General features: G+C 61.5%; 14 protein-coding genes. 4 read left to right on the top strand and 10 right to left on the bottom strand.

The window, feature by feature from the left end; genetic code table 11:
- Window positions 1-119 precede the first annotated feature (119 nt).
- From ACPPVR_RS11715 to ACPPVR_RS11705, 3 genes are all read right to left on the bottom strand, one after another.
- Window positions 120-1,100 (bottom strand): ABC transporter substrate-binding protein, encoded by a 981-nt coding sequence (locus ACPPVR_RS11715; RefSeq protein ID WP_426614373.1) that lies wholly within the window; start codon window positions 1,098-1,100, stop codon window positions 120-122.
- 92 nt (window positions 1,101-1,192) lie between these two features.
- On the bottom strand, window positions 1,193-1,750 hold the full coding sequence (locus tag ACPPVR_RS11710) for a hypothetical protein (RefSeq protein ID WP_426614372.1): 558 nt from the start codon (window positions 1,748-1,750) through the stop codon (window positions 1,193-1,195).
- Complete coding sequence (locus ACPPVR_RS11705; protein WP_426614371.1) at window positions 1,698-1,910, bottom strand: hypothetical protein; 213 nt, start codon at window positions 1,908-1,910, stop codon at window positions 1,698-1,700. The genes ACPPVR_RS11710 and ACPPVR_RS11705 overlap by 53 nt, the downstream gene beginning before the upstream one ends.
- 124 nt (window positions 1,911-2,034) lie before the next feature.
- On the opposite strand from ACPPVR_RS11705, the gene ACPPVR_RS11700 reads away from it, so the two are divergent.
- Window positions 2,035-2,331, top strand: coding sequence for a hypothetical protein (locus ACPPVR_RS11700; RefSeq protein WP_426614370.1), 297 nt, complete (start codon window positions 2,035-2,037; stop codon window positions 2,329-2,331).
- Between the two features lie 225 nt (window positions 2,332-2,556).
- Here ACPPVR_RS11700 and ACPPVR_RS11695 read toward each other — a convergent pair whose 3' ends face one another.
- From ACPPVR_RS11695 to ACPPVR_RS11665, 7 genes are all read right to left on the bottom strand, one after another.
- Window positions 2,557-3,540, bottom strand: a complete 984-nt coding sequence (locus ACPPVR_RS11695; RefSeq protein WP_426614369.1) for an ABC transporter substrate-binding protein — start codon at window positions 3,538-3,540, stop codon at window positions 2,557-2,559.
- Between the two features lie 95 nt (window positions 3,541-3,635).
- Window positions 3,636-4,595, bottom strand: a complete 960-nt coding sequence (locus tag ACPPVR_RS11690; protein WP_426614368.1) for an ABC transporter substrate-binding protein — start codon at window positions 4,593-4,595, stop codon at window positions 3,636-3,638.
- Window positions 4,596-4,682: 87 nt separating this feature from the next.
- A complete protein-coding gene (locus ACPPVR_RS11685) occupies window positions 4,683-4,985 on the bottom strand; it encodes a hypothetical protein (RefSeq protein ID WP_426614367.1) in 303 nt (100 codons plus the stop codon).
- 183 nt (window positions 4,986-5,168) lie between these two features.
- A complete protein-coding gene (locus ACPPVR_RS11680) occupies window positions 5,169-5,540 on the bottom strand; it encodes a hypothetical protein (RefSeq protein WP_426614366.1) in 372 nt (123 codons plus the stop codon).
- A gap of 139 nt (window positions 5,541-5,679) precedes the next feature.
- Window positions 5,680-5,985: a hypothetical protein gene (locus ACPPVR_RS11675; protein ID WP_426614365.1), complete on the bottom strand. Its 306-nt coding sequence runs from the start codon at window positions 5,983-5,985 to the stop codon at window positions 5,680-5,682.
- 174 nt (window positions 5,986-6,159) lie between these two features.
- Entirely contained in the window at window positions 6,160-8,412 is a 2,253-nt protein-coding gene (locus ACPPVR_RS11670; protein ID WP_426614364.1) for a TonB-dependent siderophore receptor, read from the bottom strand.
- Between the two features lie 174 nt (window positions 8,413-8,586).
- Complete coding sequence (locus ACPPVR_RS11665) at window positions 8,587-9,549, bottom strand: hypothetical protein (protein ID WP_426614363.1); 963 nt, start codon at window positions 9,547-9,549, stop codon at window positions 8,587-8,589.
- A 62-nt stretch (window positions 9,550-9,611) separates the two neighbouring features.
- Here ACPPVR_RS11665 and ACPPVR_RS11660 point away from each other — a divergent pair, with 62 nt between their 5' ends.
- The 3 genes from ACPPVR_RS11660 to ACPPVR_RS11650 all read left to right on the top strand — a co-directional run bounded on the left by ACPPVR_RS11660 (window position 9,612) and on the right by ACPPVR_RS11650 (window position 14,728).
- Window positions 9,612-10,220 carry a hypothetical protein gene (locus tag ACPPVR_RS11660; protein WP_426614362.1) on the top strand — a complete coding sequence of 203 codons (609 nt, stop codon included), beginning with the start codon at window positions 9,612-9,614 and terminating at the stop codon, window positions 10,218-10,220.
- Between the two features lie 697 nt (window positions 10,221-10,917).
- The gene (locus ACPPVR_RS11655) at window positions 10,918-12,585 is read left to right on the top strand and encodes a hypothetical protein (RefSeq protein ID WP_426614361.1); all 1,668 of its coding nucleotides are present in this window, start codon (window positions 10,918-10,920) and stop codon (window positions 12,583-12,585) included.
- Between the two features lie 190 nt (window positions 12,586-12,775).
- Window positions 12,776-14,728, top strand: coding sequence for a hypothetical protein (locus ACPPVR_RS11650; protein ID WP_426614360.1), 1,953 nt, complete (start codon window positions 12,776-12,778; stop codon window positions 14,726-14,728).
- Window positions 14,729-14,731 lie beyond the last annotated feature (3 nt).

Genomic DNA, 14,731 nt, shown 5'->3' with positions numbered 1-14,731 from the left:
TGGCCGCGCCGTCAGGATTCGAAATTCGACAGCGTCGCTCTCCTTGGGGCACACTCCGGATCGGCGAACTCTGACGCCTTCCAACGTTTCGACCACAACCGGCTCATATCGCGGTACACTTATTCGATGACCTCGTCGGTTGTGACAAGCAGCGTTTGCGGAATGGTCAGCCCCAGGAGCTTGGCTGCTTTGAGATTGATGACTTGCTTGAAACGCGTTGGCTGCTCGACCGGCAGATCAGCCGGATTGGCGCCGCGTATGATCCGGACGACGTAAGCGGCAGCTCGCCGAAAATAGTCGGGGAAGTCCTGGCCATACGACATCAGAAGTCCATAAGGCACCATTTCTGCGATCGCACTGAGCGTCGGTATCTTGTGCGCTAGAGCTGACGCACCGAGGCGTGCCCGCTCGTTGAAGAGCATCGATCCGTTCACGATGGCTGCCTGTACACCCTCATGCTCCAATTCTGCAAAAGCCTGCTCGATCGCGTCCGGCTGTGGAATTTCGATTTCGCGAAGCGAAACTCCGAGGTCCTTTGCCGCCTTTGCATGCGCCAAGGTCACCCGCGACGTTGCGACGTCTTTTGAGTTGACGAGGGCGACGCTGGTGAGATTGGGAACGGCTTCCCTGAGCAAAGCCATTCGCTTTCCCGACAGGTCATTTGTCACAATGGAAAGTCCCGTCATGTGACCGCCCGGACGCGCAAGGCTTGCGACCAAACCATTTCCGATCGGATCGGGTTCGATCACAAAAACCACCGGGATTACGCTCAAAATCTCCCTCAGCGCCATTGCACCGGCCGAGGTTACCGCAATGATGACATCGGGTTTGCTCTCAACGAGCTCTCCGGCAAGCCTGCGAAAACGAGCGGAGTCCTCTGCAGGAAACTTGTGCAGGAAGGTGATGTTGGTGCCATCGACGTAGCCGAGCTGGGCGAACTCATCGATGAGGACGCTGAGATATTCCCGCTCTTCCTGGGCATTGGCGGCATGCCAGAGAACACCAACGACCGGAATATGCCGGGGCTGCTGCCCCCGCGCCGCCCCCGCCGATAGCGCGAGAGAGCTCATTAAGACGCCGACAAATTCACGTCGCCTCATTGCTGCTCCGCTCCGTCTCGTGCGCACACGTTCAGGCAATCCCGTCATCGCTCAAATTATCGCTCTTCTGGTCAGTTGCCCTCGGAATTCAATTACGGCGCCTCCACCGAGATGCGATACGCTTGGTGGCAAGCGACGCAATTCCTCATTGTATCGGCAACGGTCTTATTGATCGTTGCCGCAGACGCGTTCGAAATCGCTTGCTCGGCGATCTGGTCAAAGCCGCCCCGGGTCGATCCGAACATCATCTTCCAGGCTTCGCTCTCTTTGGAAGCTAAAGTTGCCGGTCGCGCGAGCGTCACATTTGCCTTACGGCCGCGCGCGGCCGCTCCGCGCGCGACCTGGTCCATATCGCCCGAACCAAGGCCTTCTTCGATCTCGGCGATAGAGGTCAAGAACAACCGCATCTGGTCGAGAACAAAGACTTTCTCCGCCTCAGTTCGCTGAACCGGCTCGCGCGCATCAATGGCTTCCTCAGTCCTGCCTGAAGACATGAGCCCGCCGGTGAGCAGGAGCTGGGCGATCAGGATCAGTGCAAATCGGCAGCGCATGACGCAGGTCTCCGGATAGGAATGACGAAAGAAATCGGTTGCAAGGTCAAGCGAACGTTTCCTTTTGACGAGCAGCCACGTTGGGGCGAGCCTTGCCATCGCTGCGTGCCAATTCTTCAAGGTCGGCGATCAAGGTATCGCTACGAAATTCCGCATCGACCGCGTCGCCGTGCATTCCAGCTGCTGTCCGGAATTTCGGCTCGGAGACCAGGCGGTCGAGCGCGGCGCGGATCTCCGTTGTCGGAGCTGTACGCGGCACGGCCGCGCGAGCTTCCAGGCATAGACATCGGTTACGACGACGAGCGCATCGAGTGTCCTTGTCCGCTCCGGCGGGGCAAGACAGTCGAGCCATTGCGCGCCGCCGTTACCGTACGATGCCGTTCGTGGCCCAGATCAAGAAGCCGCTTCAAAGGCCGGTGACGTGGCTTTTGCGCAAGGTTGCGAATGACACTGTCGCCCCAGGTCTCGTAGACTTCCATCAGCCGATCGATGGCCGCCGAGACGTCGCCTGGCGACGTCTTGCGGTCGATGGCGATGGACGGAATGAAATCGTCAACGAAGGCCTTGAGCAGTCCGCCCTTGCCGCCGAAGCGACGAATGACGGTCCGCACATTGACGCCGGCGGCCGGGAGTACCCGTTTTGGCTTCAGTCATACAAATCTCTCTTGGCAATCAAATAGCTAGGAAGGGACGCTGTGCGCGAGTGGACAGCCTGCAACGCGAGCAGAATAACCCTCGGAGACCGACGAGCGTTCGGAAAACATTGCGCATATCTCGCCTCGCCCGAACCACTAGGGCGGCAGTAAGGGCTTCGCGCTGAATTTCAGCGTCGGCAATTCCAACATCGATTTTGCCGTGCTCGCGGCCACTGCCGTTGATCCCGCCAAGCAGCGTAGCCAAGTTCGTTACTCGATCACCTCATCGGCTACCGCCATGAGGCGGTCCGGCGCCTTGATACCCAAGGCTTTGGCCGTCTTGAGATTGAGCACGAGCACAAACCTGCTGGCCTGCTCAATCGGCAGGTCGGCAGGCTTTTCGCCGCGGAGTATCTTGGCAGCATAGGTGCCGGCTCGACGGAAGTCGTCGATAAGATCCGCCGAATAGGACATCAGAAGCCCAGCCCGGCCCCACTCCGGATAGGTGCCGACCGTTGGCTTTCCCGGCGCCATCACTAAGGGAAGCACGCGCGGCATGTTGGTGTAGAGCAGAGGTTCGCCGGACACATAGAGGGCACCAACGCCATCGCCAACGCTCGCCGCAACCGCGCCCTCGACGTCATCGAGCCCATTAAGCCCATAACGGACAACGACAAAGCCGAATTGACCAGCGACGCTCTGCAATGCGACGAGCTCGGCTGCGGCCAGAATCGACGATGAACCGATGAAGCCGAGGGCCTTCAGATCGGGTACCAGTTCCTTGAAGAAGTTTATGCGCTTCTGGGTCAGCGCCTCCTCCTCGCCAACCGCATTCATCACGTTGCCGGTCGCATGGCCACCCGGGTGGACATAGCTTTCGGCAAATCCTGCCTTGATGGGATCGGCGGCATAGGAGGTGAAGATCAGCGGTAGCTCGGGCAGGACTTTGTGCGCGATCGGCGCGGCGGCGGCTGAAGCAATGATGAGGCGTGGCTTGAGAGCGGCGAGTTCAAGGGCAAGCGCGGGCAATCGATCGAAAACACCGTCGGCATAGCGCCAAGCGAAAGTAAAGTTGATGCCCTCGGTGAGGCCTGCCTCCCGCATGCCTTGGCGGATGGCCACTATTCGATTCTCGGCCTGCTTCGCTGGTCCCGGCACAAGCACGGCGACAACGGGCAAGTCCTTTTGGGCGCGCGCCACAACAGGTAAAGCCGCCGCACCACCTAGAATAACAAGAAGCTCGCGCCGCCGCATATCCCACCCCCAAGCTCAAAGAGCATTGTATCGGCGTTATTGAGGTCCTGACTAGGGCGTGACCGGGCTCGCCCATCAGCGGCCGTCGGCCGGCCTTATTCGACCACTTCATCGGCGCGGGAGAGCAGCGCGAGGCTGACCTCAAATCCCATGGCTTTGGCGGAGCGGAGATTGATCACCAGCTCGAACTTGGTTGGCTGTTCGACGGGAAGATCGGTCGGCCTGGCTCCGCGCAGGATCTTGTCGACAAATTCGGCGGCACGCCGAAACAGATCGGTGACATCCGGCCCAAAGGAGATCGTACCGCCTGCGTCGATATTGTCCCGCGAACTATGCATGGTCGGCAGCCGCGCCGCCAGCGCCAGCGAGCTGATGCGAACGCCGTTGGTATTCACGAGCGGATCGATGCAGACGTAGAGCGCATCGGCGCGGCCTTTGAGGGCTTCGATCGCAGGCGCAACGTCCTCAGCGCTCCTGATTTCACAGTTGACGGTATCGAGACCGAGACTGGCGCCGGCAGCCTGGGCCACATTCAACTCGGGCGCGGTGAGCGGATTGGCAGCATTGAACAGGATCGCCACGCGGCGGAGATCCGGAAGAAATTCCCGCAATACCTCGAGCCGCTTCCCGGTGGAATCGGTGAGTTGACGCGACAGACCGGTCGCGTTGCCGCCCGGCCGTGCCAGGCTTTCGACCAGGCCGTTCCCTACGGGATCGGCGGCAGCGGCGATGACAATTGGAATTGCCGCCGTTGCTCGCTTCGCCGCCAGCACTTGAGCGTCGCCGCTGACCACGATGACATCGACTTTTCTTTGCGCATATTCTGCAGCGATCTCGCCGGCGCGCAACACCACGCCATCCGCCCAGTGATATTCGATGGCCAGATTTCGTCCATCGACCCAGCCCAGTTCGCGGAGCCGCTTAGCGAAAGCGTTGCGCCGAGTGACGTCCGCGGAGGCCGTACTGGGACCGATAAATCCGACAGTTGGAAACCTGGCAGCCGGTTGCTGCGCTCGCGCGGCCAGCGGCCATGAAGCTGCCGCGCCGAGCCCCACAATAAATTCTCGCCGCTGCATGTGCGTCCCCCGAGCCCAAAACCGGCCACCCTTGGGTCTTGCGATCCGGGGGCACGAAACGCCGAACTACTTCTGAGCAGCGGCGGCGTTCGAAAGTCCCTCGCGCAAGTCGTCAGGATTCATGACCGGTACGATTTCAGTCTCTGCATTGAGATTCAAGAAGAACGGTTCAACAACTTCGACAATCTGCGACGACTTCGAGAGATCGAAAAATACCATCCCGCCGCGTTTGCCGTCCAACGACCCAAAATAAGCCGCCTCGGGTTTGAGGGTGTTCATTATCGATTCGACTGTCTTTGCGAGAGTGCCATCTCTGAACGCTTCGTTTCCCTTTTCGACCGGCAACGTGAATTTGAGCATTGCGCGCATGGTTATCTCCAGTAACAGGTTTCGAACAAAGTGATGTCAAAATGCACCGCTACCGCGCGGACTCATGTTGAGTCGTGTTGGTGTCCGGTTCATGACAGGTGGCAGCCGATTGGTCTGCAACCCAACACTGGCTTGACTTGCCAGGTACGTCGTTTGCCGCACCACCGCCCGTCTTAGGGAGGATTACTTGCGTTCGACGAAAATGGCCTGACAATCCGACTCGCCGGCATTTTCAGCGGTGTGCGAGGATGTGATGGGTCCCGCAAAGGCCGCTCCAGCCGTGGTCTTGTTCTCGCGACTTGTGCCGTCCGGATTGTGCAGCCGCAAGACGCAATCGCTAAGAGCATAGACGACGAAGGGAGCCGGGTGGGAGTGTGGCTTGTCAGTTGTCCCCTTCTTCCAGGTACCGGCGATCACGCGGAAGTTCTGATCCTCGAAGATGACTTTGTAGGTCGTTGGGTCGGCCTGGTAAGAGGGCGGGGACTCCTGTGCGGCGGCGGACACGATGCAAATCATTGCTGCGCCTAAACCGAGCATCGTACGTCGAACCATCATCAAATTCCTTCTTGAAAAGAGGCGCCGGAAGGGGCGCCTTCGCAAAAATAGGGGAGGACATCGTGCTCCCCCTGGCAAATGGGGTGAATTGCGACACGCGCAATTGAGCGGGGATCTCTCGATCTCGAACAGAGCCTTGCTAAAGAATTCCCTGTGCGGCTGCGCTATCACGGTCGACTTGCTTTTTGCGAATGATCGCAAGCTCTCTGCTGCATGCAGCGAAGGCCGCACTACCCGAGCGCATACCGAACATTTCACAGAACCCGCGATCCTCGGCTGCGACGGCCTGCTCGAGCTGCTCTTGGGCCGCTATCCGCATGGCAGGCCCGGCGAAGAACAGCGCGTTCAGCCCAAAGGCTGTCAGTACAGCAAGGAGCAGCCAATACCCGAGTGCGGGAAGCTGGACGCGGGCGGGGCTGGAAGTACCGGTTCTGGCTTCGGTCATACAAATCTCTCTTGGCAATCAAATAGCTGGAAAGGGACGCTGTTCGCGAGTGGACAGCCTGCAACGCGGGCAGAATAGCCCTTGGAGAGCGACGAGCGTTTGGAAAACCTTGCGCATATCTCGCCTCGCCCGAAACACCTGGGGCGGCCGCGGGGAATCAATCGGACGATCCGCTCAATATCGCAGCTTCCCGAAAGCCAGCACGGTGCGTCCGTCGGCTGGCATGATGTATCCGGAGCCGCTCGCGTACGGCACGAAATAGCGGTGATCGGCGAGATTTTTCCCGGTCACGCCCAGGCTCCAGCGCTCCGTCTCGTAAGCGATCTTGCCGTCGAACGTGACATATCCCGGTGTAAAATAGATGTTGTCGAGCGCCACTGCCTGCGCGGAGGCCGCGTAGAGGCCGGCCCCGATCGCAACGTTCTGCAGCCATCCATCCTGGAATTTGTAGTTCACCCAGAGCCGGCCGGAGTCGCGCGGGACGCGCTCGAGCACGGTGCCTCGCGCGAATAGCTGATCCTGAGTGACAATGGCTTTCACGTGCGCGTAGCTTGCAAGGATCGAAAGACCCGCGAACGGCTGCCAGGTCAGGTCCGCGTCGAACCCCTCTGCGCGCTGCTCGCCGACCTGCGTGGCGAGGAAGAGGCTCCCCGGCAGCAGGTTCATGACATTGCGCCGCGTGTTGGTGAACCACGCGAAGGTGCCAGAAAAGCCGGACGGCAGCGCGAGCTTCAACCCGGCCTCGGTCTGCTCGGCCTCCTCGGGCTTCGGCGCGCCGGCGGCATTGAAGAATGGCACACCACGGTAGCCCTGCGAGTAGTCCGCGAAGGCCGATACGCCTTTCACGAGATCGACCACCGCACCGAACCGCGGCAGCGGCTTCCAGGCATCGGTGATGAAATCGCTGCCCGCCACCGTGTCGGTGCCGTGGATATAGACATTGGCGAGACGCACGCCCGCGAGCAGGTGCAGCCGGTCATAGATGTCCGACTGCCACTGCGCCGTCAGCCCGCTGTTGACATAGAGGTTGTTGGAGTTGAACGCGCTCGCGGTCGGCGTCGTGTACGCCGGAAATACCGGATTGGCGAAGTCGACGAGGCCGACGAAGGCGATGTCGTCGCGGATCTTATCGGCGACGCGATCGCTGTCCGCCCCGAACAGAACCGTGTTCCTGGTCGGCCCGATCGCGAATTTGCCGACCAAATTGGCGTTCGAGGCGATCTCGCGGGTATCTACCGGAAAATGGAAGCTGAGAAACGGGAACGTCGAGCCGAACAGCGGGGTATCGGTTCCGAGGAAATGTCCAAACTGCTCGAGCCGCATTTCGCTGACGCGGGTCGTGGCGTTTGCTGACCAGACCGTGTTGAACTCGTGATCGAGGCGCACCGTCACGCCGTTGTAGGTCGTCCAGCTGCGGCCGAGATCGGGCCGGTCGGGAAACAGCGTCGGCGAGATCTTGAACAGTGACTGGTCGACCGTGCCGGCACCAGGCAGCCCGGTATAGTTCTGGAACGAGCGCGACGAGAAGCTGCCCTGGATGGTGAGGCGTGTGCCGTCCTTGTCGTTAAGGAGAAGCGTCGGATTGAACGCATAGCGGCGGTGCTCGATCACATCGATGAAGTCGCCGGATTTCTCGAAGTCGACGGTCATACGGAACAGCGCCGTGCCCCCGTTCGTGAGCGGCTGGTTCACGTCGAACCAGACGTTCCCCAGCCGGTAACCGCCCGCCGTGACGCCGATCTCGGCGAACCGATTCTCGGTCGGCAGCTTCGAGACCGTATTGATGATGCCGCCGACGGGGCCGATGCCACCCTGGTAAAGGATGCCGGCCGGGCCTTTCAGCACCTCGATGCGTTCGGTGTTGCGGAGTGAGGTGTTGTCGCCGCCGTCATAATAGTTCGGCAGGCCGTCGACATAGCGGTCGGCTGGAAAGCCGCGCACTTTGTAGGCATAGCCTATGAACGTGTTGGCCGACATCGGCGTCACGGCCGAGATATTGCGCAGCGCATCCATTTGCCCGAGCGGTTGCTGGTCGTCGAGCACGGCGCGCGGCACGACCGCAATCGCCTGCGGAATGCGCTCAATCGGTGTGGCGGTCCCGGTCGCCGAGACTGAAGTGAGCGCGCGATAGCCGCTTACCGGCCCGGCAGTGGTTTGCGTCACGGGCGGCCCGCCGTACAGCGCGACGCCATCGGGCGGCGCCGGCACGTTGGCGCGTCCCGTCGTAGGCGGGGCCGGCGCAACCGCAACCGCTGGCTTGGCGGGCTTGGGTTTGGCGATGCGCTCGCGCTTGGAGTCAACGGTCACCGGCGGTAGCCGCGTCGGCTGCTCGAGGCTGCCACGTGAAGGTGGTGTGCTACCGGCGGGAGCATTTTGAGCCGAGATCGGACCGATCTGCCCGATCGCAACAATTGCGGCGAGCGCCATGTGTCGCGCCAAGCGTAGAGGAACGCGCGCGCCACGCTGATCCAAGACGGCTTGAAAGCCGCCCGAACACAAGCATTTGCCCAAAAGGTCGCCCCGACCGCCTGCCGATCCAGCCCGGGATCGGTTCCCTAGGGGAACCTAAAGGATCAAGGCGACCTGCGCCAGCAACGAAAATCAAACTGTGGCGGTCAATGTGCGATCAAGCAGGGCAGTCGTGCCGGTATCCGCGTGCTCCTTCGTCCACTGGCGCATCGCGACGAGATTGCCGACATCGTGCAGATACATGCCGACGGCCAGACCTCGATCGTAGCTCACCCAATGCCGCGGGAGAATTTCGATGCTTCGGCCGCCGCGCCCGACGATTCTGACGAGACCAGCCGCCTCCGCGGAGTGCATCAGGTTGCGGACGTGGGTTCGGGATACGCCGAACCGATCGGCCACGTCGATGTAAGGGACCTCGGCGGCCAGATCTCCCGCATCGAGGGCGGCCTTCAGGAGCGCATTCTGGATCAGCGGTCCCGCAGCGTGAGCAAAGAACAGCAGCGTGTCGGGAAGGGTCATCATGAGGCGAGCGCCGACCGGAGTGAACGGCAGGCACGCGCGGCAATGGAGAACATGAAAGGCCCGGTTTCGCGACAGCACGGGGCTGTAATCATGGTCGGGGTACAGCCTGGCAAGCGGCACGTAATGGGCGGCAAGCCACTCGGTGTGATGCGAGCGAAGCTTATTCGTGGTCGCCAGGAGCCGCACGCGCCCGTCACCGGGGGCCCGGCTCTGCTCGATAAATCCGACCTCGCAAAGCCGCGCCAGGAGATGGTCGATCTGTCGCGGGCTCGCATAGCCAAACATGGCCAATTGCTGCTTCAGGGCGGCGACCGTGAACCAGGTTTCGCGCCGCGACAAATCCTGCGCGGCTTCGAGCACCGCTGCGCTGTGGAATACGAGAAATCGACCTGCCTGGAGCAAGAGACGAACCAGAAACGGATCGCCTCCGTACACTTCGGAGAAGCTATCGAGATAAGCTCGCCGGGCCTCCGGCAGCCGAGGATGGTTCACGATGTCCTCGAAGTTCAACCGCAACGGGCGGCCGGCAAGGCGTTCGAGTTCGTCTCTTTCCAAGGCTGCCCCCAGTCCCAAATTTTAGAATCCTATAGGGCCGCTGCGATCTGCGCAATGTTTTCCAAATGGAGCTCAGGCGCTTGATCCCGCCGGTGGGGCGAAAAGTGAACGTCCTCACCGCGACTGGAGCGCTGGTGAACGATGGCGCCACGATGATTTACGTCGCCGGCAAGCTGCGCACTCATCACGCTGAGCGTCTAGCAACGCACGACATCCCGCTTGCGATGCTTTTCCGCGACCATGATCACAGCTCGGTGCTGTCGCGCGATTCATGCACTGCAGCGCATGCTTGCCATTCAATCCCGCTGGCCTGGCCGCCGTTTCGTCCGGGGACGCCCGCCCCCGAACAACCCGCCTTCCTATGTACCTTGATTTTTCCAGTCATGGCCAAGACAGAAACCAATACTCCAAGCTCCGACCGCCTCTCGCTCCCTGCAGTTGGATATTCGCTACTTCTTGCCGTACTGGTTGCCTACGGACTGCACGCGCTTTTCATCTCGGACACTGCCACGCGTGACGCCGCACAAAAATATCTTGAACGGACGATAGCCGATGAGGATCGCGAATTCTGCGAGACCTTCGGAATGCGTTCAACGAGCGCTGCATTCACCGCGTGCAGCAGAGAGCTGGCGATAACTCGCCAAAAGCAGATTGATCGTGATAACGCGGCCGCTCAAGGCGTTCTCTAGCAGCTTCTGCATGAGCCGACTGTTCTGCGCGCTGAACAATTTCACTCTGCAGCTTTATAATCCGAACAGCATAACTCGCGAGACACCGCCCCTGAGCGGGGACAGCATTAGTATTGACGTCGAGTACATTCTGCCGCGGCGCCTGGGACGTGGCCCGGGTCAAGGCTGAAGACCGCTTGGCAGAAGGAAGGTCATTGCGCCCCCCGAAGGAGTTGGGCGCCCCTTGCGCACGCATGGGCGGTCTTCAGCCGCCGGCGGCGCAAGCAGGTCCAGAGCTTTGGTGGATTCGATCGCCGATGGATTTGGCGTCTCGCGAACAAGCATTCAGCTTCGTTTGAAGAACATCCGAGCTGCTGCGCGAGCAAGAACGGAGTTCGCAAATCAGATGTTGTGAAATAAATCGGCCAGGGGCTGATAATTTGCACTTACGAACACTGGACTTCCGCTGCATCCAAACGGTCAGACGACGGAACGGATTTCGGACATCTCGGCTGAAATCTGAGGACACCGTCGTCCATTCTCAAGCCATACCCGGATTTCTCAAACCAACACTCGTTGTGAAGCAGTTCACATCTGGACTTATCCCGATGAAGTAGCCTGAGGTCGAAAATCAGGCGCGGATCATGCGCCCAATAATCTGGATGCAAACCGGACGATCGAACGACAGGCAATCACACCGCAAACTGAGGTGCACCCGATGGCCGCTCGCAAAAAACCCCTTCCGAAGAAGACGACGCGCGGTGCGCGACATCCATCAGGATCGTCCGGAGACAACATTCCCGCCGGGCAGGGCCTCGTGCCAACACTCCCGGCAGCGGTAGCGCGCGAGCCGGCCCCCGCCACGCGAGCCAGCACGCAACGTGTTGCGGCCAAGCCAATCAAGTTGCCCGGCGTCGAGATCAAGAAAGTGTTCACGATCCTTTCGACGGAGTTGAACAAAGTCATCCTGTCGACGCAACCGCCGGTGCCTTTGCCGCAGCGCCTGCTCGGCACGCTGCAACAGCCGGACAATAGCCTCGGGGCCAACCTGCAGCTCGAGGTTCTGCCGCCGGCGTCTGGCGGAGCTGCGGCGAAGAATCCGGGCGGGGCCGGCGCAAAGAACGTGCTTGGCATAGGCCCGTCCGGATCGCAGGTCATTGCGTCGGGCCTGACCGACAGCGCCGGCAACTTCACGATTCCATTGCCCGCCGGCGTCGTTTTGCCTTCCGGCTCCTCGCTATCGATGCGCGCGCGGGGCGCGGCGTCTGGCGTGAGCGTCAGCCTGTCCGTGCCACCGGATCTATTGGGCCCGACTGGCTACGTCGGTACCCTGGCAATGGACAAGCAGCTCTTGCCAATCCCGCCCACGATCCTGACGGAACTGCAGCAGATAATCGAACAGGAAACCGGAGATACTGGAGGTGGCCCAGCCGTTCCGAAACTCACGCTGGGTGACGATCCCGACTGCATCCGCGTGCTGGAGAACCAGACATCCTTCGAGCGCTTTCCATACGGCATTTTCTTCCAGCTCATCGCGCCGGCGCTGTTCACCGAAACCGAGACCGTCAACGCCAACGCGCCTGGTACATTCCAGACCGACATCCGCGTCGACACTCCCCTGGCGCGCGTCGATCTGAGTGGTCCGATCAGCGTCGACGAGTTCCGCCAGTCACTCCTGTCGCGGCCAGCAATCGTCGGCTCGCTGGGCTTGGGCTACGTGCTCCGTTGTAGCCAGAACTGGCAATTCCAAGGCCTGGCATTAGGCGACCTCGTCTATTCACTGCCGCTCGCGCCAGGCGAGCAGCAGCAGGTGGTTGTCGAAGAGCAGACGACGACGCTCACGGTGCGTGAATTCGACGCGATGATCGCTTCCGATAGCAGCCAGGCCTCGCAGGTATCGGATTCCTCCACGCAGGCTACATTCAACTCGGCACTGCGGCAAACCGCCCAGGGCGGCAGCAGCTTCAACAGTGCGTCGGAGACCGGGGCGTTGAGCGCCGGCGGCGGTCTGCTGGGCCTACTCGGCGGGCCGAGCGGGAGCGTGGGTGAAACCGTCTCCGGCGGAAGCACGCAGAACTGGATGGACGGACTACAGAGCTACGGCTCCACGGCCACGCAAGCGGCACAGACCTACGCGGAACAGCAGGCCCATTCAACCCGCTCGGCGCAGCGTACGGCGATGCGAATGGCCACGACGACAGAGTCGACCAGCGTCCGAACCAAGACCATCACAAACCACAACAAGCTGCACGCGCTGACCATGCAGTACTTCGAGGTGCTGCGCCAGTTCGACATTGCAACTTCGTACGACGGCGTGAGCCTGGTGCCTCATCCCGATGGATATCGTTTGGTTTCTTCCGCCCGGCCAAAAGGAGCACCTGGATGACCTGATCTCGAACAGCGATTTGTCCAACGCGATCCAGTGGTCGAGCCAGATCAACACTGCCGTCGGCGGCATTGCGGGTCTCGTCACCCAAGCGAACGCGTTGGCATCGCTGCCCTTCGTCGGTCTCGCGCAGGGCCTCGCGGCCGGCGCCGACGCGCAGCTGCAGGCAGCTCAAAACCAGGCCACGCAATTGTTCGGCTTGCTTGGAGGGCTGGGCAGCGGGTTCTCGGTCCAGGCCAGCGAGGCCAACCAGATCCTTGCACTGCTCGGCCAGGCAAAGACCTCGGTCGACCAGTTCCTCTCGACGGGAACCACAAGCCATTTGCAGGATGCCCTGTCATCGCTGAACTCGGCCGCCCCGGTGACGCTGGCGCTCTACCAGCAGCTGTCGAGCCCGACGCTGACCGGCGGCATGTCCCGGCACGACGTCCTGAACCGCTACGCAGGCCTGCTGGCACACTCGGATGTGCTCACCCGCTCGCTCCCGCTGCAATACACGACCGGGCTAAGTCGTCTGGAACGCTTCGCTGCAGACCCGCGGGCTTCGCTCGCGCTCGACAGCCTTGCCGAGGACGTGATCCGGATGTCGGCCTCGGCCACCGTGCTGCCGTTCGATCATGTGTACGTCGCGGCTGTGACGCGGTGGGGTGCGCGGCTCGGGCCGGTGGAGATGATCCCGACCGCACCCGTCACGGTGCCGGGCCAGTTCAACACGAGCGCGGCCTTCAAGACCGACGCCGACCTGATCCAGTACCTGCAGAGCCAGAGGAATCCGACGCAGGCTGTTCCGGCCACCTTGCAGGCGTCGATCGCGCTGCCGCGGTCGCTCTCGCCTACCGATGTGGTCGGTTTTGAGATCACCCGCAGAATGGATAATTTCACCTACCAGTTCGCCACGCCGATCGACGTCGCCACCGGCCTGCTCGGCGCGGCTGTGGGATGGCCGGCGTCCGTCCTGGGCGTCCTTCCGGCGCTGATCTCGCCACCGATGGTGCCGCAAGCAAGGACCTTTACGGCGGCGCAATTGGGCAGCGAAATCGGTGCTCCCTATCTGTGGAACTTCAAGGCCGATCTGACGGCAAGCGTCGCTGGCAATCCCGAAAGCTATGTAAAGCCGGATTCGACGCCGGCGGAGTTGCCTGCGGGAATTTTTCCGATCCCCGCCATGGAAGTGGCGCCACTGCTCAAATACTCCGACCTCATTCAGATCGAGAGAACACTGCAGCACGTGTTGCGCAACCTGGTGCGTTACTCCAAGGCCGTCTGGATGGGGCTACCCCCTGAAGAGCGCGTGATGTTGCTGGAGCCCTTCTTGCTGTCGTTCCCGGGCTTGTCCAGCAATGTGCCCCTGTTGGATTGCATCGGCAACGAGGTCCTTGGCTTCCATGGGAGTTCGATGATTGTCCCGTTCTCGATTCCCAAGTCGCTCGGCGACACGAGGGACTTCGGGATGACGACCGGCGAACTTGAGGATGCCCTGCTTCATTTCCACCGGCAGAGCGCGCCGAACCAGACGAGCCACGCCTCGCTCCCGACACGGGGTGTGCTCGGGGAGGCAATGCTGGGCCATTGCTCGTCCGGCGAAAAGATCGATCTCACCCGCTTCTGGAACTGGCAGGACTCGCCGGCCGACTCGGCGCCCGCGATCGCCCCGGTCACGGTGCCTGGCAGCCAGCTGCCGACGCTCGCATCGGCCCAGATAGGCAGCCAGCTGGCGGGAATGCTGCCCAGCCTGATCAACAACAACGTGGCTCCGCCGGCGGCGCAGTCGCCCAACAGCACGCTGGCCTCGGCGCTCATCTCCGCGATGGCTGCCGTCAAGGGGCTGGATCCGTCTCTGAGCGGCGCCGACAAACTTGCCGCGCTGCTCCAAAACACCCAGAACACCGCCGAGTCGGCGCGCGCCGACATGGTGAAGTCGAACACGCAGATCACGCAGCAGGCTCTATCCACGCTCGGCCAGATCCTCGCCGCTCCCAGCGGCGGCGGCAGTGGCGGCAGTGGCGGCAAGGGCGGGAGCAAGAATGGATCTTCGGGTAGCGGCGGCGACAGCTCTGGCGGCTCGGATAGCAGCGGTGGTGGCTCGAACGCCGGGCAGATCATCTCGGCGTTGCTACCGCTGATCATCGCGGCATTTGCATAGAAA

It is taken from the genome of Bradyrhizobium sp. McL0616, from assembly GCF_049993385.1.
Lineage (GTDB): Bacteria > Pseudomonadota > Alphaproteobacteria > Rhizobiales > Xanthobacteraceae > Bradyrhizobium.
The sequence above is the reverse complement of the archived record's forward strand: the minus strand, read 5'-3'. Positions and strand labels throughout refer to the sequence as shown.

What these genes read in the sequence shown, in the direction of transcription:
- ACPPVR_RS11715 (WP_426614373.1), bottom strand. Translation starts at nt 1,100, where the DNA reads ATGAGGCGACGTGAATTTGTCGGCGTCTTAATGAGCTCTCTCGCGCTA.
- ACPPVR_RS11710 (WP_426614372.1), bottom strand. Translation starts at nt 1,750, where the DNA reads ATGGCAAGGCTCGCCCCAACGTGGCTGCTCGTCAAAAGGAAACGTTCG.
- ACPPVR_RS11695 (WP_426614369.1), bottom strand. Translation starts at nt 3,540, where the DNA reads ATGCGGCGGCGCGAGCTTCTTGTTATTCTAGGTGGTGCGGCGGCTTTA.
- ACPPVR_RS11685 (WP_426614367.1), bottom strand. Translation starts at nt 4,985, where the DNA reads ATGCGCGCAATGCTCAAATTCACGTTGCCGGTCGAAAAGGGAAACGAA.
- ACPPVR_RS11680 (WP_426614366.1), bottom strand. Translation starts at nt 5,540, where the DNA reads ATGATGGTTCGACGTACGATGCTCGGTTTAGGCGCAGCAATGATTTGC.
- ACPPVR_RS11675 (WP_426614365.1), bottom strand. Translation starts at nt 5,985, where the DNA reads ATGACCGAAGCCAGAACCGGTACTTCCAGCCCCGCCCGCGTCCAGCTT.
- ACPPVR_RS11670 (WP_426614364.1), bottom strand. Translation starts at nt 8,412, where the DNA reads ATGGCGCTCGCCGCAATTGTTGCGATCGGGCAGATCGGTCCGATCTCG.
- ACPPVR_RS11655 (WP_426614361.1), top strand. Translation starts at nt 10,918, where the DNA reads ATGGCCGCTCGCAAAAAACCCCTTCCGAAGAAGACGACGCGCGGTGCG.